Genomic DNA, 16,826 nt, shown 5'->3' with positions numbered 1-16,826 from the left:
CTTGCTTAGCGAGCGCGGTAAGTGATGCGCCCTTTGCTCAAGTCATAGGGCGTCAGCTCGACGCGCACTTTGTCACCGGTAAGAATACGAATGTAGTTCTTGCGCATCTTGCCGGAAATATGCGCGGTTACGACGTGCCCATTTTCCAACTCCACACGAAACATGGTGTTGGGCAGGGTGTCGACGACAGTGCCTTCCATTTCGAAGCTGTCTTCTTTCGACATGCAGTAAAGCCCTCGGTGTCCAATGAATGGCCCGGTGCAACTGCGCCAGGCAAAAGCGGCGTGCATTGTGCCCGAAAAGTGGGGTTTAAGCCAAGACCTTCTAGTTGAGGATCACCCATCTCTGGTTAACCAGCAGCTCTATGGGGCGATATTGGGTCTTGTAGTTCATCTTTTTGCAGTTTTTGATCCAGTAGCCGAGGTACACCGCGTCCAGTCCCAGGCGCAGGGTTTCGCCGATTTGCCAGAGGATCGCGTAGCGCCCCAGGCTGCGGCGCTCTTCATCGGGTTCATAGAAGGTGTAGACCGCCGAAAGCCCGTTGGGCAATAGATCGGTAACGGCCACTGCCAGCAGGCGCCCCTCCAGGCGGAACTCGTAGAAGCGGGAAAACGGCAGGTCACGCACCAGGAAGGTCGAGAATTGGTCGCGGCTGGGGGGGAACATGTCGCCGTCGGCGTGGCGTTGCTCGATGTAGCGTTGGTAAAGGTCGAAGTACTCTTCGCTGAAGCCAGGTTTGGCCGCTTGTACGCTCAGGTCGCTGTTGCGTTTGAGAATGCGTTTTTGCTGACGATTGGGTAGGAACTGCGCCACTGGAATGCGCGCCGGGACGCAAGCGTTGCAGTTTTGGCAGTGGGGGCGGTACAGGTGATCGCCGCTGCGACGAAACCCCATTTCCGACAGATCTGCGTAGACATGCACGTCCATGGGCTGGCTGGGATCGAGGAACAAGGTGGTGGCCTGTTCGTCGGGCAGGTAGCTGCAAGAATGGGGTTGAGTGGCATAAAACTTCAGGCGCGCCAACTCGGTCATGAGTCAACCCTCGGAATAAGCTTTGAAATTAAGTGTAAGCCACAGCCGTCAAACCCGCCTAGGAAACCCATGTGGCGCGGCTCGGCTGATCCAGGTGGCGCGCGAGGTAGTCGGCGAACTCGGGGCGGGAAATGGAGCGCGCACCCAGGCTGTGCAGATGCTCGGTAGGCATCTGGCAGTCGATCAATACAAATCCCCACTCCTTCAGATGCTGTACCAGAGTGGCGAATCCGAATTTCGAGGCGTTGTCGGCACGGCTGAACATCGATTCGCCAAAAAACAGTTGGCCCATGGCCAGGCCGTACAGCCCTCCCACCAACGTGCCTTGATCCCAGACTTCCACCGAATGGGCATAGCCGCGCTGATGCAATTGCAAATAGGCCTGTTGCATCGCCTCGCTGATCCAGGTGCCGTCGGCATAAGCCCGAGGTGCTGCGCAGGCACTGATGACCGCAGCGAAGTCCTGGTCGAATGTCACTTGATAGCGCTGTTTGCGCAACAGCTTGCCCAGGCTGCGGGAGACATGCAGCTCGTCCGGCAGTAGCACGGTGCGTGGGTCGGGGGACCACCAGAGGATCGGTTGCCCCTCGGAAAACCAAGGGAAGCAGCCGTGACGATAGGCCTGAATCAGGCGATCGGCGGACAGATCGCCGCCCGCAGCCAGCAGCCCGTTGGGCTCGCGCATGGCCTTTTCCAATGGGGGGAAATCAAGCTTGTTGCGTTGTAACCAGGTCAGCATGGCATCCAGACTTACGGCAGGGGAGGGCGGTGGCGGGCCGATGATGGCCCGCCACAAGCGTAGGGCGAGGGCTTAGTTGTCGTCGAGGAATTTTTCTGCGTCCAGAGCTGCCATGCAGCCGGCACCGGCGGACGTAATGGCCTGGCGGTAGACGTGATCGGCCACATCGCCGGCGGCGAATACTCCCGGGATGCCGGTGGCGGTGGCATTGCCTTCGCTGCCACCCTTGATCAGCAGGTAGCCGTCACGCATCTCCAGTTGCCCCTGGAACAGGTCGGTATTGGGCTTGTGGCCGATGGCGATAAATACCCCGGCCAACGCCAGGTCCTTGGTGGCTCCGCTGTGGCTGTCCTTGAGGCGGGCGCCGGTCACGCCGCTAGCATCACCCAGCACCTCGTCCAGATGCTGGTTCCAATGCAGGCGGATATTGCCGTTGGCGGCCTTGTCGAACAGTTTGTCCTGGAGGATTTTCTCTGCGCGGAGCTTGTCGCGCCGGTGCACCAGGTGCACTTCCTTGGCGATGTTGGACAGGTACAGAGCCTCTTCAACGGCGGTATTGCCACCACCCACCACTGCCACCACCTGATTGCGATAGAAAAAGCCGTCGCAGGTGGCGCAAGCGGAAACCCCTTTGCCGGCAAACGCTTCTTCCGATGGCAGGCCCAAGTACTGCGCCGACGCGCCGGTGGCGATGATCAGCGCGTCGCAACTGTAGGTACCGCTGTCGCCGATGAGGATAAACGGCCGTTGCTGCAACTGAGCGGTGTGGATGTGGTCATAGACGATCTGGGTGTCGAAGCGCTCCGCGTGTTTCTGCATGCGCTCCATCAGCACCGGGCCGGTCAGGCCTTCGACGTCACCAGGCCAGTTGTCGACATCGGTGGTGGTGGTCAGTTGGCCACCGGCTTGCAAGCCGGTGATCACTGTCGGTTTGAGGTTGGCGCGCGCGGCATAAACGGCGGCGCTGTAACCGGCAGGGCCAGAGCCCAGAATGATCAGGCGTGAATGCTTCGCTTGGTTCATAAAAACACCTCATAAGCCTTTGTCACAAAAGAGAATGCATGCTCCAATTGAACAGTGCGTATTACGCAATTGGCTATGCTTAACAGACTGTTCTGACGTGGCATGGTGTGAACAAACCCGTACAATACGACGATGTACCAGGCTTATTCAGAATTGCACCGTTTCAGAAGCAAGGGGCAGAGTGTTAAAAGTAGCCCCAGTTACGCCGGTCAACTTTATTTACCTGCTCGGATTGAGCAGTATCTTGTAGTCAATCACCCGTTGGACGCGCTTATGGCGCAGGAAAAGACGCGTTTTGAAGAAATCCACCGCAGCACCTAAACCTGTTGTTCCGCTCTGGCGTCAGCAATTGCACTACCGGCTCAAGGAAGGTGCATTGATCGCCATTGGAGCCCTGTGCCTGTTCTTGATGATGGCACTTTTGACCTACGGTAAAGATGATCCGGGTTGGAGTCATAACAGCAAGATCGAAGATGTGCAGAACTTCGGCGGTCCCGCCGGCTCTTACAGCGCCGATATCCTGTTCATGGTGTTGGGTTACTTCGCTTATATCTTCCCGTTGCTGTTGGCGATCAAGACTTACCAGATCTTCCGCCAGCGCCATGAACCCTGGCAGTGGAGCGGCTGGCTGTTTTCCTGGCGGCTGATTGGCCTGGTGTTCCTGGTGCTGTCCGGCGCTGCGCTGGCCCATATCCATTTTCATGCCCCCACCGGCCTGCCTGCCGGTGCCGGTGGTGCCCTGGGCGAAAGCCTGGGTGACCTGGCCAAGAATGCCCTGAACGTGCAGGGCAGTACCCTGATGTTCATTGCCCTGTTCCTGTTCGGCCTGACGGTGTTCACCGACCTGTCGTGGTTCAAGGTGATGGACGTCACCGGCAAGATCACTCTCGACTTGTTCGAACTGTTCCAGGGCGCGGCCAATCGTTGGTGGGATGCTCGCGTTGAGCGCAAGCAACTGGTGGCGCAATTGCGCGAAGTGGATGCCCGGGTCGATGAGGTGGTGTCCCCGAGCATTGCCGACAAGCGCGAGCAGGCCAAGGTCAAGGAGCGTCTGATCGAGCGCGAGCAGGCTTTGAGCAAGCACATGTCCGAGCGCGAGAAGCAGGTGCCGCCGGTGATCACGCCGGTAGCGGTCAAACCGCCAGAGCCCAGCAAGCGCGTGCAGAAAGAGAAGCAGGCGCCGCTGTTCGTCGACAGCGCGGTGGAAGGCACCTTGCCGCCGATCTCGATTCTTGACCCGGCGGAAAAGAAACAGCTCAATTATTCGCCCGAATCCCTGGCGGCCGTCGGCCATCTGCTGGAGATCAAGCTCAAGGAGTTCGGCGTCGAAGTTGCGGTGGATTCCATCCATCCCGGCCCGGTGATTACCCGTTACGAAATCCAGCCGGCGGCCGGGGTGAAAGTCAGCCGTATCGCCAACCTGGCCAAGGACCTGGCCCGTTCCCTGGCGGTGACCAGTGTGCGGGTGGTGGAAGTGATTCCCGGCAAGACCACCGTGGGCATCGAGATCCCCAACGAAGACCGGCAGATCGTGCGCTTCTCTGAAGTGCTCTCGACCCCGGAATACGACAACTTCAAATCCCCGGTCACCCTGGCCCTGGGCCATGACATCGGCGGCAAGCCGATCATCACCGACCTGGCGAAGATGCCGCACCTGTTGGTGGCCGGTACCACAGGTTCCGGTAAGTCGGTGGGGGTCAACGCGATGATCCTGTCGATCCTGTTCAAGTCCGGCCCGGAAGACGCCAAGCTGATCATGATCGACCCGAAGATGCTCGAACTGTCGATCTACGAAGGCATTCCGCACCTGCTGTGCCCGGTGGTCACCGACATGAAGGACGCAGCCAACGCTCTGCGCTGGAGCGTGGCGGAGATGGAGCGGCGCTACAAGCTGATGGCCAAGATGGGGGTGCGCAACCTTTCGGGCTTCAACGCCAAGGTCAAGGAAGCCATCGACGCCGGCACACCACTGGCCGATCCGCTGTACAACCGCGAAAGCATCCACGACGAAGCGCCGCTGCTGACCAAGTTGCCGACCATCGTCGTGGTGGTGGACGAATTCGCCGACATGATGATGATCGTCGGCAAGAAGGTTGAAGAACTGATCGCCCGTATCGCCCAGAAGGCCCGGGCCGCCGGTATCCACTTGATCCTCGCGACCCAGCGGCCGTCGGTGGACGTGATCACTGGCCTGATCAAGGCCAACATCCCGACCCGCATGGCGTTCCAGGTGTCGAGCAAGATCGACTCGCGGACCATCATCGACCAGGGCGGCGCCGAACAACTGCTGGGCCACGGTGACATGCTCTACATGCCGCCGGGCACCAGCCTGCCGATTCGCGTCCACGGCGCCTTCGTCTCCGACGATGAAGTGCACCGCGTGGTGGAGGCCTGGAAACTGCGGGGCGCGCCGGAATACAACGACGACATCCTCAACGGTGTCGAAGAGGCGGGCAGCGGTTTCGAAGGCAGTAGCGGCGGTGGCGACGGCGATGATCCGGAAGCTGACGCGCTCTACGACGAAGCCGTGCAGTTCGTCCTGGAAAGCCGCCGGGCCTCGATCTCGGCGGTACAGCGCAAGCTGAAGATTGGCTACAACCGCGCTGCCCGGATGATCGAGGCCATGGAAATGGCTGGGGTGGTGACGGCGATGAACACCAACGGCTCCCGCGAAGTGCTGGCGCCGGGCCCGATGCGCGACTGATCCCTGTTTCGTTTTCAGCGGCGTGATGCCACGCCGCTCGCATACCCATCCAATTTATGAGGAATTCCATGCGCCTGATTCGCATGTTGCTGCTGCCGGTACTGGCTGTGACCTCCCTGTCGGTCCACGCCGACCCCAAAGACGTGGCGCGCCTGACCCAGTTGCTGGAAAAGTCCCAGACCCTGACCGCGCGTTTCTCCCAACTGACCCTGGACGGCAGCGGCACCCAGTTGCAGGAAACCGCCGGCGAAATGTCCCTGCAGCGCCCGGGCCTGTTCTACTGGCACACCGATGCGCCACAAGAACAGCTGATGGTTTCCGACGGCCAGAAAGTTTCCCTGTGGGACCCGGACCTGGAGCAGGTGACCATCAAGAAGCTCGACCAGCGCCTGACCCAGACTCCGGCCCTGCTGTTGTCCGGTGATGTGTCGAAGATCAGCGAAAGCTTCGACATCACCTCCAAGGAGGCCGGTGGCGTGATGGACTTCACCCTCAAGCCGAAAACCCGCGACACCCTGTTCGACAGCCTGCGCCTGTCGTTCCGCAACGGCATGATCAACGACATGCAGTTGATCGACAGCGTCGGCCAGCGCACCAATATCCTGTTCACCGGGGTCAAGGCCAACGAAGCGATCCCGGCGTCCAAGTTCAAGTTCGACATCCCCAAGGGTGCCGATGTGATCCAAGAGTAAGCAGCCGCAACCGCAAGGTTTCGAAGGTAGTCCATGGACCTGTTTCGTAGTGCCCCGATCGCCCAGCCACTGGCCGCACGCTTGCGTGCGACCAACCTGGACGAGTACGTCGGTCAGCAGCATCTGCTGGCTCGGGGCAAGCCGCTGCGTGAGGCCCTGGAGCAGGGTGCCCTGCATTCGATGATCTTCTGGGGCCCTCCGGGAGTGGGCAAGACCACCCTGGCGCGGCTGCTGGCGGAAGTCTCGGATGCTCACTTCGAAACCGTCTCGGCGGTGCTGGCCGGGGTCAAGGAGATCCGCCAGGCGGTGGAAATCGCCAAGCAGCAGGCCGGGCAATACGGACGGCGGACCATTCTGTTTGTCGATGAAGTGCATCGTTTCAACAAGTCCCAGCAGGATGCCTTCCTGCCCTACGTGGAAGACGGCACGCTGATCTTTATCGGTGCCACCACGGAAAACCCGTCCTTCGAACTCAACAATGCGCTGCTGTCCCGGGCCCGGGTCTATGTGCTCAAGAGCCTGGATGAAGCGGCCCTGGGCACCCTGATACAGCGCGCCCTGACTGAGGAGCGCGGTCTGGGCAAGCGCCAGTTGCGCCTGAGCGACGAAGGCTTCCAGATGCTGCTGTCGGCGGCCGATGGCGATGGCCGGCGCATGCTCAATCTGCTGGAGAACGCCTCGGACCTGGCGGAAGACGGCGGCGAGATCGGCGTTGATCTGTTGCAAAGCCTGCTGGGGGATACCCGCCGGCGTTTCGATAAGGGCGGCGAAGCCTTCTACGACCAGATTTCCGCGTTGCACAAATCGGTGCGCGGCTCCAACCCCGACGGCGCCCTGTACTGGTTTGCGCGCATGCTCGACGGCGGCTGCGACCCGCTGTACCTGGCCCGGCGCGTGGTGCGCATGGCCAGCGAGGACATCGGCAACGCCGACCCGCGGGCGCTGAGCCTGTGCCTGGCGGCCTGGGATGTGCAGGAGCGCCTGGGCAGCCCCGAAGGCGAGCTGGCGGTGGCCCAGGCCATTACCTACCTGGCCTGTGCGCCGAAAAGCAACGCCGTGTACATGGGCTTCAAGGCCGCCATGCGCGCCGCTGCCGAGCACGGCTCCCTGGAAGTGCCGATCCACCTGCGCAACGCCCCGACCAAGCTGATGAAGCAGTTGGGTTACGGCGACGAGTACCGCTACGCCCATGACGAGCCGGATGCCTACGCCGCCGGTGAAGACTATTTCCCCGAAGAGCTCGAGCCTTTGCCGCTCTACCAGCCGGTGCCCCGTGGCCTGGAACTGAAGATCGGCGAGAAGCTCAAGCACCTGGCCGCCCTGGACCGGGCCAGCCCCTTGCAGCGGAGAAAACCGTGATCCCCCTGATCCTCGCAGTTTCCGCCGGCGGCGTGGCCGGTACCCTGTTGCGCTTCACCACGGGCAACTGGATCAACGCCAATTGGCCGCGGCACTTCTATACCGCGACGCTGGCCGTTAATATCGTGGGCTGCCTGCTGATCGGCGTGTTGTACGGACTGTTCCTGGTCCGTCCGGAAGTGCCGATCGAAGTGCGTGCCGGTTTGATAGTGGGCTTCCTCGGTGGCCTGACGACTTTTTCATCCTTTTCACTGGATACCGTGCGTCTGCTGGAAAGCGGACAAGTGGCGCTGGCCCTGGGCTATGCGGCACTGAGCGTATTCGGCGGGCTGCTTGCTACCTGGGCCGGCCTGTCCTTGACCAAACTTTGATAAACGAGAGAACGACATGCTCGATTCCAAACTGTTACGTAGCAACCTCCAGGACGTAGCGGATCGTCTGGCATCCCGCGGCTTTGCCCTGGATGTGGCACGCATCGAAGCGCTGGAAGAACAGCGCAAGACCGTGCAGACCCGCACCGAGCAACTGCAGGCTGAACGTAACGCGCGCTCCAAGTCCATCGGCCAGGCCAAGCAACGCGGCGAAGACATCGCCCCGCTGATGGCCGACGTTGAGCGCATGGGGAACGAGCTGAGCACCGGCAAGGCCGAGCTGGAAAACATCCAGAGCGAACTGGACTCGATCCTGTTCGGCATTCCCAACCTGCCTCACGAATCGGTGCCGGTGGGTGAAGACGAAGACGGCAACGTTGAAGTGCGCCGCTGGGGCACCCCGACCACCTTCGACTTCCCGATCAAGGACCACGTGGCCCTGGGCGAAACCCACGGCTGGCTGGATTTCGAAACCGCGGCCAAGCTGTCCGGCGCGCGCTTCGCCCTGTTGCGCGGCCCTATCGCCCGTCTGCACCGCGCCCTGGCGCAGTTCATGATCAACCTGCACACCGGCGAGCACGGCTACGAAGAGGCCTACACTCCGTATCTGGTGCAGGCTCCGGCCCTGGTGGGCACCAGCCAGCTGCCGAAGTTCGAGGAAGACCTGTTCAAGATCACTCGCGAAGGCGAAGCCGATCTGTACCTGATCCCGACCGCCGAAGTGTCCCTGACCAACATCGTGGCCGGCGAGATCCTCGATCCGAAGCAACTGCCGCTGAAGTTCGTCGCCCACACCCCGTGCTTCCGCAGCGAGGCCGGTGCTTCGGGCCGCGACACCCGCGGCATGATCCGCCAGCACCAGTTCGACAAGGTCGAGATGGTCCAGGTGGTCGAACCTTCGACTTCGATGGAAGCCCTGGAAGGCCTGACCGCCAACGCCGAAAAGGTCCTGCAACTGCTGCAACTGCCGTACCGCGTACTGGCCCTGTGCACCGGCGACATGGGCTTCAGCGCGGTCAAGACCTACGATCTGGAAGTCTGGGTGCCGAGCCAGGACAAGTACCGCGAGATCTCCTCGTGCTCCAACTGCGGCGACTTCCAGGCCCGTCGCATGCAGGCGCGCTTCCGCAACCCGGAAACCGGCAAGCCGGAGCTGGTTCACACCCTCAACGGTTCCGGCCTGGCCGTGGGCCGCACCCTGGTGGCGGTGCTGGAAAACTATCAGCAGGCCGACGGCTCGATCCGTGTGCCGGACGTGCTGAAACCGTACATGGGTGGTCTTGAGGTCATCGGCTAAATGGAATATCTGCCGCTGTTTCACAACCTTCGCGGCAGTCGTGTGTTGGTGGTCGGTGGAGGGGAGATTGCCTTGCGCAAATCCCGTCTGCTGGCCGATGCCGGTGCGCAGCTGCGAGTGGTCGCACCTGAAATAGAAGCGCAATTGCAGGAACTGATCGTCGCCAGCGGCGGTGAGTCCCTGCTGCGCGGGTATGTCGAGGCCGACCTCGACGGCTGCATCCTGATCATCGCCGCCACCGACGACGAATCCCTCAATGCCCAGGTTTCCGCCGATGCCCATCGGCGTTGCGTCCCGGTCAATGTGGTGGACGCGCCGGCCCTGTGCAGCGTGATCTTTCCCGCTATCGTCGACCGTTCGCCGCTGGTCATCGCGGTCTCCAGCGGCGGCGATGCACCGGTGCTGGCGCGCCTGATCCGGGCCAAGCTGGAAACCTGGATTCCTTCCACCTACGGCCAGTTGGCCGGGTTGGCGGCGCGTTTTCGGGCCCAGGTCAAAGGACTGTTTCCGGATGTGCAGCAGCGCCGGGCGTTCTGGGAGGATGTATTCCAGGGCCCCATCGCTGATCGCCAACTGGCGGGGCAGGGCGCGGAGGCCGAACGTCTGTTGCAGGCCAAGATTGCCGGCAAGGCGCCCCATGCGCCGGGCGAGGTGTATCTGGTGGGTGCGGGCCCGGGTGATCCGGACTTGCTGACCTTCCGCGCCCTGCGCCTGATGCAACAGGCCGACGTGGTGCTCTACGACCGTTTGGTGGCGCCGGCGATTCTCGACCTGTGCCGCCGCGATGCCGAGCGCATCTACGTTGGCAAGCGCCGCGCCAATCATGCCGTGCCTCAGGAGCAGATCAACCAGCAACTGGTGAACCTGGCCCGGCAAGGCAAACGCGTGGTGCGGCTCAAGGGTGGCGATCCGTTCATCTTTGGTCGTGGCGGCGAAGAGATCGAAGAACTGGCGGCCCACGGCATTCCATTCCAGGTGGTGCCGGGGATTACCGCGGCCAGCGGTTGCTCGGCCTATGCCGGGATTCCCCTGACTCACCGCGACTACGCGCAGTCGGTGCGCTTTGTCACCGGCCACCTCAAGGACGGCACCAGCAACCTGCCCTGGAGCGACCTGGTGGCACCGGCCCAGACCCTGGTGTTCTACATGGGCCTGGTGGGCTTGCCGACCATCTGCGAGCAACTGATCAAGCACGGGCGCAGCGCCGACACGCCGGCGGCCCTGGTTCAGCAGGGCACCACCAGCAACCAGCGAGTGTTCACCGGCACCCTGGCCAACCTGCCGGCGCTGGTGGCGGAGCACGAAGTGCACGCGCCGACCCTGGTGATCGTTGGCGAAGTGGTCCAGCTGCGCGAGAAGCTGGCCTGGTTCGAAGGCGCTCAGTCCGAGGTCTGAAAAGCTTCGCCGGCAAGCCGGCTCCTACAGATCCCACTGTTGTAGGAGCCGGATTGCCGGCGAAAGCGTCCTCAACCCCTGCACCACACCCCCATCCCGCTCAACCGTTGCCGATCATGGCCGCGACTGAAGTCCTGCAACGGCCCCTTTGGCACGATCCCGGTCGGATTGATGGTGCTATGGCTGGCGTAGTAGTGCCCCTTGATATGGACGAAATCCACCGTTTCGGCAATTCCCGGCCACTGATACAGCTCCCGCAGCCAGTTCGACAGGTTCGGGTAATCGGCTATCCGCCGCAGGTTGCACTTGAAGTGGCCGTGGTACACCGCATCGAAACGGATCAGCGTGGTGAACAGCCGCACATCGGCTTCGGTCAGGTACTCGCCAGCCAAGTAGCGTTGTTTTCCCAGTAACGCTTCCAAAGCGTCCAGCTCGGCAAAGACATCATCGAACGCCGTCTCATAGGCCTGTTGTGACGTGGCGAACCCAGCGCGGTAAACGCCATTGTTCAGCGCGGGGTAGATGCGTGCGTTGAGTTCATCGATGCGTGCGCGCAATGGCTGCGGATAAAAATCCAGGTCATTGCCGGTCAGGCCGTCGAAGGCGCTGTTGAACATGCGGATGATCTCCGCCGACTCGTTGCTGACGATGCGCTGTTGCTGCTTGTCCCACAGCACCGGCACGGTGACGCGACCGGTGTAGTCGGCGCTGTCGGCGGTATAACGCTGGTGCATGAAATCAAAGTGATCCAGCGCATCACCGCTGGAGCCGTAGGCGCTGTCGAAGGTCCAGCCGTGCTCGCGCATCAGCCAGCTGACCACCGAGACATCGATCAACTGTTCCAACCCTTTGAGCTTGCGCAGGATCAGCGTGCGATGGGCCCAGGGGCAGGCCAGGGAGACATACAGATGATAGCGCCCGGCCTCGGCGACAAAGCCGCCTTCGCCGCTGGGGCCCGGGCGGCCATCGGCGGTGACCCAGTGCCGGCGTTGCGCCTGTTCCCGTTGGAAGGCGCCGTCCTTGCCGCTTTCGTACCACTGGTCATGCCAGCGCCCATCGATCAGCAGTCCCATGGAATGCTCCTCAGCTATTGTGCGTTGGAGTGCAGTCTATGCCCCTGGGTTCGAACAAAAAGCGCAAAGCATGGGCGGTTTTGATCGATTAAATCGATCTGTCCCGGGCATCCCAATACTGCTGGGCCAGCGCGAAGGCCTGCTCCCGCGGCGTGCCCAAACCGCGCAAGGCCAGGGCCATGGTCGCCAGCAGGGCCAGTTGCGGGTAACTGTCCTCAACATCACCGCGCCACAGCGCCAGGAGGTGCTCGGGTTCCAGGCTGGCCGGCTTCACATGGCGTTGTGCCGACAATGCCGGCCACTCTTCGTCCCAGCTAACCCCACCGGTGCTGCCGTACAGATGGCTGGTGGTGTCCGGGTTGATCTCGATCTCGCCGCCGTCGCCCTTGATCACGATGACGTTGTCCCCCAGCAGGCCGCTGGCATCGCGGTGCACCGCCTGGTAGCCGGGGTGGAAGATGCTCTGCAGGCCGCAACGGGCGCCCAGGGGGTTGAGCAGGCGCGCCAGGGAATGGATCGGTGAGCGCAGGCCAAGGATGTTGCGCAAATCGATCATCCGTTGCAGCTGGGGCGCCCAGTCGCCTAGCGGCATGAAGGCCAGGTTGCCCTGGTCCAGTGCCTGGCTGACCGATGACCAGTCACGGCACAGGGGAATCCCCAGGGGCTCCAGCAACTGTTCGGTGTACAGGCGCCCGGCGGTATGGGCGCCGCCGCCGTGGAGCAGGATGCGCACGCCGCTCTGCGCCAGGCACTTGGCCGCCAGCAGGTACCAGGGCAGATGACGCTTCTTGCCGGCGTAGGTCGGCCAGTCGAGGTCCAGGGCGATCGCCGGGGCGTTGAGGCGTTCGCGCAAGGCTTCGGTAAAGCCCGCCAGCTCTTCCGGGCTTTCTTCCTTGTGCCGCAGCAGCATGAGAAAGGCGCCCAGCTGAGTGTCCTCCACCTTGTCGTCCAGTAGCATGCCCATGGCTTCCCGGGCTTCCTCGCGGGTCAGGTTGCGCGCACCGCGCTTGCCTTTGCCCAGGATGCGCACGAACTGGGCAAAAGGGTGTTCTTGCGGGGTCTGGGTGAGCAGGGGGGCGAAATCGTTCATAGGCAATTGGTCGGCTTTGGCAGGCCCGCCAGCTTGGCGGCAAGTTTGGCGGGAGTGCCTTTGAACAGTCGGTTCAGGTGCAGGCTGTTGCCCTTGTCCGGGCCCAGCTTGAGGGCGGTGTACTTGATCAGCGGGCGGGTGGCCGGGGACAGCTGGAACTCTTTATAGAAGCCCTGCAGCAGTTCGAGGATTTCCCAATGCTCCGCGCTCAGCTCCAGCTCTTCGTTGGCGGCCAGGGCTTGGGCTACGTCGGCGGACCAGTCGTCGAGATTGACCAGGTAACCGTCCTTGTCCAGTTCGATGGCGCGAGCGCCCACAGTCAGGGTACTCATAGCCAGGTATTGACCTTGTCATGCTCAATCGACAGCTCGACGAAGCCTGGGTAATCCACCGCACGGGCCCAGGTCGGCAGCGCCAGTCCCCGGGCTTGCAAGTCCTCTTCCAGCACATACAGCTTCAGGCCGCTGCGGGCGCCCAGTTCGCCGTAAAGAGTGGTGCCCGGCTGCAGGGCATAGGCGGCATCGCCGCACAGCAGCAGGCCATCGGCGCTGCCCAGCAGGCGCAGGCAACTGCTCAGGCGGGTGTCGGTGAAGGGCGAGTGGGACAACACGTGCAAGGTCGACATCAGAGGGTAATCACCTGGTCAAAACGGTCGATGATCCCGGCCAGTTCCGGGGCGTTGAGCAGCTGTACCGCGTCAAGGCTCAAGGTTGCCGGGTCCAGACCACGAGCAGCAAGGCTGGCGCTGCAGGCAAACAGTTCGTCGACGCCGAACAGCGACAGCGCCTGCAGGTTGGCGCTCAGGTCTTTCTGGCGCAGCAGCGACGCCTGTTGCCCCGGCGCCAGTTGCAGCACGCCATCGTCGAGAAACAGCAGGCCGATCGGCAGGTCGAAGGCGCCGCCGGCCAGGACGATATCCAGGGCCTCGCGGGCACCAGGGCCGGACCAGGGCGCCTGACGGCTGATCAACAACAGGGATTTGGCCATCTCACGCCCCTCCAAAACAGATCAGGCGGTCGGCGGCCTGTACCGCGTCATGCAATTGCCCGAGCCCCGACAGTTCCCAGGGCGCCTCGACGTTCACCGCCGTGCGCTGATAGCGCTGGGCTTCGTCGGCGTTCAACACACCCCGGCGCAGGGCGGCGGCGATGCACACCACGCCATCGAGCTGATGCTGCTCGACAAATTCGCGCCATTCCCGGGGCATGTCCTGTTCGTCCTGGGGCGTGACGATGCTGTTGGCGGCGTTGTAGACGCCGTCCTGGTAGAAAAACAGCCGGACAATCTCATGCCCGCCCGCCAGCGCCGCCTGGGCGAACAGCAGGGCGCGGCGTGAGGACGGCGCGTGAGCGGCGGAGAACAGGGCGATGGCGAACTTCATGACGGACTCGATGGATAAAACTGCGGCCATGATAAAGCTTTCTCCGTGGATCGGCTAAACCCCTTTCGTCCCGAAGGCTCTGGCTCCGGGAGCTCAGGACATATCGGGTAAAGCTTTGCCCGGGCCCTGAAGCAGCAACCAGGGATAGACTCGCGCCTTCAATCAACCTGGGACAAGGAGCAAGGGATGATGGATTTGAATTCGGCGGTGGTGGTGGTCACCGGTGCCGGTCGTGGTCTGGGCGCGGCACTGGCCATCAGTCTGGCGGACCTGGGCTGCAAACTGATTCTCTGTGGGCGCAACCCTGAAGCCCTGGCGCAGGTGAGTGCGGCCATTGAGACGCGCACCGGCCAGGCCGCCGATTGCGTGGTGGTGGATCTGGCCAGCAGCGACAGCGTCAAGGCGGCCCTGGCGGAGATTCATGTGCGTCAGCCCCAGGTGGACATTCTGATCAATAACGGCGCCATGTGGCTGGAGGCCAGCGAGCAGCCCCACAGCGCGGCCGAGGTCACCGGAGTGATCGATGCGGCCCTGACGGGCACCTTCCTCCTGACCCAGGGCCTGATGCCGGCGCTCAAGGCCTCGCAGCGCCCGGACATCGTCACCATCGGCTCCATCAGCGGCCTACCCAATGCCCCCCTGCACAGCGTGTCGCTGCCGTTCTATGCGGCCAAGCACGGGCAACTGGCCCTGGCCGACGGTCTGCGCCAGGTGCTCAAGGGCACGCCGGTGCGCTCGCTGTGTGTGCATCCGCCGTATCTGGAGGATATTTCGCCGCTGGACCCGGCCTGGCAGCAGGTTCCGGCACGACAGAAGGGCGAGCAGGGCACCAACCGTGACGTGGTGGAAGCGGTGGTCTTCGCCCTGACCCGACCGCGGCACATCAGCCTGTCATCGATCGTCATCGATACCGACAGCGGCGGTCTGTTCGACTGATGGACGTACAGGTCAGCGGGTCTTGTAGCCCAGTTGCCAGCGGCGCGGAATCTTCAATGATGCCACCCCTAGCAATGCTGCAAACAACCCGCTGACATACAGCGCCTTGAGCCCCAGGTGCTGTTCCAGCAAGGCCCCCAGCACCGCTCCGGCGAACATCCCGCTCCACGGCACCAGCTGTACCCGCCAGCCGTTGCGCCGTTCGCCGAGTACCCAGCGCCCCAGCCCGCGGCCAAAGCGCGACAGGGCCCCGGTGACGTAGGTCAGGCCGATGGGCAGGCCGTTCACTTCCTCCACCGCCGCATTGAGCATGCCCATGGCGATGATGGCCGCCAGCAGGGCCGGCAATTGCTGCTCGAAGGGCCAGGCGGCGGAGGCGCAGAGCAAGGCGCCAATGCTCAGCAGCAAGGGCAGGGCGCGGTGCCCGGCCAGGCGGCTGACCACCACGCCCAGGGCGTTGCCGACGACAAAGGTCGCCACCAACAGCAGCAGGCGCAGCACCAGGGCCGGTTCGCCATCGCTGATGGCCACCGCCATGCGCGTGGTGTTGCCGCTCATGAAGGACACGAAATCCCCGGTGGCCATGAAGCCGATGGCGTCGGTCATGCCAGCCAGCACCGAAAGGCAAGCCACCAGCCCGAGGCCGACCCGCCCGCGCCATTTCTGCGTGTGCTGCAGGGCGGCGCTGGCCGATTGGGTGGAAGTCGAAGGCAACATCGTCGGTTCTCCTGAACAGGGACTACGGGGGACGCGTGCAGGTCAAGGTTGTGGATCGAGAGGATGCAGGGCGCAGTATTCATCCCACGGCATGCCGGCCATTTCCGCCACTTCCCTGTGCACTTCAAGGCGCTGGGCGTGGAATTCCTCGGGGCTGGCGGCGGTCAGTTGCAGGCTCAACTCCCAGGCGAACAGCCCCAGGCGCTCGGCTTCGGCTTCAAAGGCTTCATGCAGGCGTTCGTTGCGGTACTGCTCGGGCGTCTCGCCCTTGACCTGGGCCTCCAGCGGATTGAGCTTGTCCAGGGCTTCGCGCAGTTCGGGGCGGGCGGCGAGAAATCTTTCCAAGGCTATTTCGTGGTGCAGGGCATCGGCGGGCATCGGGGCTCCTTGAGGGGAACGGGCAGTCTTCAGGCATCAAGCCCGGGACAGGGGGTGTGCTGGCATTTCACTGCGTATCTGCTGCAGATCCTTGTGCGGGATCACGTAGGTGCGGGCGAGCATATCGCCTATTCGCTGGCAGCGGCTTGATTCCACGCAGGCCATCAGCGGGACAAAGGCGAACGCGGCCTCAAGATAGCGGGTGGCGCTTCTGATCAGTACCTGGATCAGCGTCGGCGGCGTTCCGGCGGCGTTGATCACCACCAGGCCCAGGGCACACTTGCCGGGCGTGCGGCCCTTGAAGAAATACTCCCAGGCCACGAAGTACAAGGGCCAGACCAGCATGAACAGCATTGAGTGCAGGTAGGGCTCCAGCCCCGTCTGTTGCTCGAGGTCGAGCAAGCGTCTGACCGGCTGCAACGCCAGCACCCCGTGCAGGCTCAGCGACAGGAGCACATACACCGCCAGCGCCAGCACCTGGTCGAGCATGAAGGCGGCGGCGCGGCGCAGGATCAGTCGGGTTCTTGAGACTTCCATGGTCGATTCCAGAGTTTTTTCCATCATGTCGGGCGCAGTGTAATCCCCGCAGGGCGGGGAGTAGCAGTGGTTTTGGCGGGGGCCTACTGCACCCGCACCGAG

General features: G+C 62.8%; 20 protein-coding genes. 7 read left to right on the top strand and 13 right to left on the bottom strand.

Annotated elements, in window-relative coordinates; genetic code table 11:
* Nucleotides 1-5 precede the first annotated feature (5 nt).
* The 4 genes from infA to trxB form a co-directional block, all read right to left on the bottom strand.
* Nucleotides 6-224, bottom strand: a complete 219-nt coding sequence (infA, locus tag ACMGF8_RS24910; RefSeq protein WP_002553999.1) for a translation initiation factor IF-1 — start codon at nt 222-224, stop codon at nt 6-8.
* Nucleotides 225-324: 100 nt separating this feature from the next.
* Complete coding sequence (locus ACMGF8_RS24905; protein ID WP_102864730.1) at nt 325-1,032, bottom strand: arginyltransferase; 708 nt, start codon at nt 1,030-1,032, stop codon at nt 325-327.
* Nucleotides 1,033-1,090: 58 nt separating this feature from the next.
* Nucleotides 1,091-1,771 carry a leucyl/phenylalanyl-tRNA--protein transferase gene (gene aat / locus ACMGF8_RS24900; protein ID WP_416757557.1) on the bottom strand — a complete coding sequence of 227 codons (681 nt, stop codon included), beginning with the start codon at nt 1,769-1,771 and terminating at the stop codon, nt 1,091-1,093.
* Nucleotides 1,772-1,843: 72 nt separating this feature from the next.
* Entirely contained in the window at nt 1,844-2,794 is a 951-nt protein-coding gene (gene trxB, locus ACMGF8_RS24895; protein WP_115580494.1) for a thioredoxin-disulfide reductase, read from the bottom strand.
* Between the two features lie 295 nt (nt 2,795-3,089).
* On the opposite strand from trxB, the gene ACMGF8_RS24890 reads away from it, so the two are divergent.
* The 6 genes from ACMGF8_RS24890 (at nt 3,090) to cysG (ending at nt 10,612) form a co-directional block, all read left to right on the top strand.
* Complete coding sequence (locus ACMGF8_RS24890) at nt 3,090-5,498, top strand: DNA translocase FtsK (RefSeq protein ID WP_102864733.1); 2,409 nt, start codon at nt 3,090-3,092, stop codon at nt 5,496-5,498.
* 68 nt (nt 5,499-5,566) lie between these two features.
* The gene (gene lolA, locus ACMGF8_RS24885) at nt 5,567-6,190 is read left to right on the top strand and encodes an outer membrane lipoprotein chaperone LolA (RefSeq protein ID WP_102864734.1); all 624 of its coding nucleotides are present in this window, start codon (nt 5,567-5,569) and stop codon (nt 6,188-6,190) included.
* 33 nt (nt 6,191-6,223) lie between these two features.
* Entirely contained in the window at nt 6,224-7,549 is a 1,326-nt protein-coding gene (locus ACMGF8_RS24880; RefSeq protein ID WP_115580493.1) for a replication-associated recombination protein A, read from the top strand.
* Nucleotides 7,546-7,920 (top strand): fluoride efflux transporter CrcB, encoded by a 375-nt coding sequence (crcB, locus tag ACMGF8_RS24875; protein ID WP_041119048.1) that lies wholly within the window; start codon nt 7,546-7,548, stop codon nt 7,918-7,920. Before ACMGF8_RS24880 ends, crcB begins: the two co-directional genes overlap by 4 nt.
* A 16-nt stretch (nt 7,921-7,936) precedes the next feature.
* Nucleotides 7,937-9,217, top strand: coding sequence for a serine--tRNA ligase (gene serS, locus ACMGF8_RS24870; protein ID WP_102864736.1), 1,281 nt, complete (start codon nt 7,937-7,939; stop codon nt 9,215-9,217).
* The gene (gene cysG, locus ACMGF8_RS24865) at nt 9,218-10,612 is read left to right on the top strand and encodes a siroheme synthase CysG (protein WP_416757553.1); all 1,395 of its coding nucleotides are present in this window, start codon (nt 9,218-9,220) and stop codon (nt 10,610-10,612) included.
* A gap of 71 nt (nt 10,613-10,683) precedes the next feature.
* Here the strand turns inward: cysG and ACMGF8_RS24860 are convergent, their stop codons facing one another.
* From ACMGF8_RS24860 to tusD, 6 genes are all read right to left on the bottom strand, one after another.
* Nucleotides 10,684-11,685: a glutathione S-transferase family protein gene (locus ACMGF8_RS24860; RefSeq protein WP_416757551.1), complete on the bottom strand. Its 1,002-nt coding sequence runs from the start codon at nt 11,683-11,685 to the stop codon at nt 10,684-10,686.
* Between the two features lie 88 nt (nt 11,686-11,773).
* Nucleotides 11,774-12,775: a glycosyl transferase family protein gene (locus tag ACMGF8_RS24855; protein ID WP_416757549.1), complete on the bottom strand. Its 1,002-nt coding sequence runs from the start codon at nt 12,773-12,775 to the stop codon at nt 11,774-11,776.
* The gene (locus tag ACMGF8_RS24850) at nt 12,772-13,107 is read right to left on the bottom strand and encodes a TusE/DsrC/DsvC family sulfur relay protein (RefSeq protein WP_016966956.1); all 336 of its coding nucleotides are present in this window, start codon (nt 13,105-13,107) and stop codon (nt 12,772-12,774) included. Before ACMGF8_RS24850 ends, ACMGF8_RS24855 begins: the two co-directional genes overlap by 4 nt.
* On the bottom strand, nt 13,104-13,400 hold the full coding sequence (tusB, locus tag ACMGF8_RS24845) for a sulfurtransferase complex subunit TusB (RefSeq protein WP_207166219.1): 297 nt from the start codon (nt 13,398-13,400) through the stop codon (nt 13,104-13,106). The genes ACMGF8_RS24850 and tusB overlap by 4 nt, the downstream gene beginning before the upstream one ends.
* Nucleotides 13,400-13,762, bottom strand: a complete 363-nt coding sequence (tusC, locus tag ACMGF8_RS24840) for a sulfurtransferase complex subunit TusC (protein ID WP_102864741.1) — start codon at nt 13,760-13,762, stop codon at nt 13,400-13,402. Before tusC ends, tusB begins: the two co-directional genes overlap by 1 nt.
* A gap of 1 nt (nt 13,763) precedes the next feature.
* Nucleotides 13,764-14,156 (bottom strand): sulfurtransferase complex subunit TusD, encoded by a 393-nt coding sequence (gene tusD / locus ACMGF8_RS24835; RefSeq protein WP_250330171.1) that lies wholly within the window; start codon nt 14,154-14,156, stop codon nt 13,764-13,766.
* A gap of 186 nt (nt 14,157-14,342) precedes the next feature.
* Between tusD and ACMGF8_RS24830 the strand changes: the two genes are divergently transcribed.
* Entirely contained in the window at nt 14,343-15,092 is a 750-nt protein-coding gene (locus ACMGF8_RS24830; RefSeq protein ID WP_207166218.1) for an SDR family oxidoreductase, read from the top strand.
* Between the two features lie 12 nt (nt 15,093-15,104).
* On the opposite strand, the gene ACMGF8_RS24825 is transcribed toward ACMGF8_RS24830, so the two are convergent.
* The 3 genes from ACMGF8_RS24825 to ACMGF8_RS24815 are packed head-to-tail and all read right to left on the bottom strand — an operon-like array spanning nt 15,105 to nt 16,724.
* Nucleotides 15,105-15,809 carry a YoaK family protein gene (locus ACMGF8_RS24825; RefSeq protein WP_416757545.1) on the bottom strand — a complete coding sequence of 235 codons (705 nt, stop codon included), beginning with the start codon at nt 15,807-15,809 and terminating at the stop codon, nt 15,105-15,107.
* Between the two features lie 42 nt (nt 15,810-15,851).
* Nucleotides 15,852-16,187, bottom strand: coding sequence for a DUF6388 family protein (locus ACMGF8_RS24820; protein WP_110596116.1), 336 nt, complete (start codon nt 16,185-16,187; stop codon nt 15,852-15,854).
* A 36-nt stretch (nt 16,188-16,223) separates the two neighbouring features.
* Nucleotides 16,224-16,724 (bottom strand): RDD family protein, encoded by a 501-nt coding sequence (locus tag ACMGF8_RS24815; protein WP_250330073.1) that lies wholly within the window; start codon nt 16,722-16,724, stop codon nt 16,224-16,226.
* Nucleotides 16,725-16,826: the final 102 nt, after the last annotated feature.

The organism is Pseudomonas sp. BNK-7, from assembly GCF_048072025.1.
Classification (GTDB): Bacteria; Pseudomonadota; Gammaproteobacteria; order Pseudomonadales; family Pseudomonadaceae; genus Aquipseudomonas; species Aquipseudomonas danubii.
The sequence above is the reverse complement of the archived record's forward strand: the minus strand, read 5'-3'. Positions and strand labels throughout refer to the sequence as shown.

Bases quoted from the DNA above. Each gene is read 5' to 3' on its own strand.
- ACMGF8_RS24820 (WP_110596116.1), bottom strand. From the start codon at position 16,187: ATGCCCGCCGATGCCCTGCACCACGAAATAGCCTTGGAAAGATTTCTC.
- ACMGF8_RS24880 (WP_115580493.1), top strand. From the start codon at position 6,224: ATGGACCTGTTTCGTAGTGCCCCGATCGCCCAGCCACTGGCCGCACGC.
- ACMGF8_RS24825 (WP_416757545.1), bottom strand. From the start codon at position 15,809: ATGTTGCCTTCGACTTCCACCCAATCGGCCAGCGCCGCCCTGCAGCAC.
- tusB (WP_207166219.1), bottom strand. From the start codon at position 13,400: ATGTCGACCTTGCACGTGTTGTCCCACTCGCCCTTCACCGACACCCGC.
- ACMGF8_RS24830 (WP_207166218.1), top strand. From the start codon at position 14,343: ATGATGGATTTGAATTCGGCGGTGGTGGTGGTCACCGGTGCCGGTCGT.
- serS (WP_102864736.1), top strand. From the start codon at position 7,937: ATGCTCGATTCCAAACTGTTACGTAGCAACCTCCAGGACGTAGCGGAT.
- ACMGF8_RS24860 (WP_416757551.1), bottom strand. From the start codon at position 11,685: ATGGGACTGCTGATCGATGGGCGCTGGCATGACCAGTGGTACGAAAGC.
- infA (WP_002553999.1), bottom strand. From the start codon at position 224: ATGTCGAAAGAAGACAGCTTCGAAATGGAAGGCACTGTCGTCGACACC.
- trxB (WP_115580494.1), bottom strand. From the start codon at position 2,794: ATGAACCAAGCGAAGCATTCACGCCTGATCATTCTGGGCTCTGGCCCT.
- ACMGF8_RS24815 (WP_250330073.1), bottom strand. From the start codon at position 16,724: ATGGAAGTCTCAAGAACCCGACTGATCCTGCGCCGCGCCGCCGCCTTC.
- lolA (WP_102864734.1), top strand. From the start codon at position 5,567: ATGCGCCTGATTCGCATGTTGCTGCTGCCGGTACTGGCTGTGACCTCC.
- aat (WP_416757557.1), bottom strand. From the start codon at position 1,771: ATGCTGACCTGGTTACAACGCAACAAGCTTGATTTCCCCCCATTGGAA.
- cysG (WP_416757553.1), top strand. From the start codon at position 9,218: ATGGAATATCTGCCGCTGTTTCACAACCTTCGCGGCAGTCGTGTGTTG.
- ACMGF8_RS24850 (WP_016966956.1), bottom strand. From the start codon at position 13,107: ATGAGTACCCTGACTGTGGGCGCTCGCGCCATCGAACTGGACAAGGAC.
- tusC (WP_102864741.1), bottom strand. From the start codon at position 13,762: ATGGCCAAATCCCTGTTGTTGATCAGCCGTCAGGCGCCCTGGTCCGGC.
- ACMGF8_RS24905 (WP_102864730.1), bottom strand. From the start codon at position 1,032: ATGACCGAGTTGGCGCGCCTGAAGTTTTATGCCACTCAACCCCATTCT.
- ACMGF8_RS24855 (WP_416757549.1), bottom strand. From the start codon at position 12,775: ATGAACGATTTCGCCCCCCTGCTCACCCAGACCCCGCAAGAACACCCT.
- tusD (WP_250330171.1), bottom strand. From the start codon at position 14,156: ATGAAGTTCGCCATCGCCCTGTTCTCCGCCGCTCACGCGCCGTCCTCA.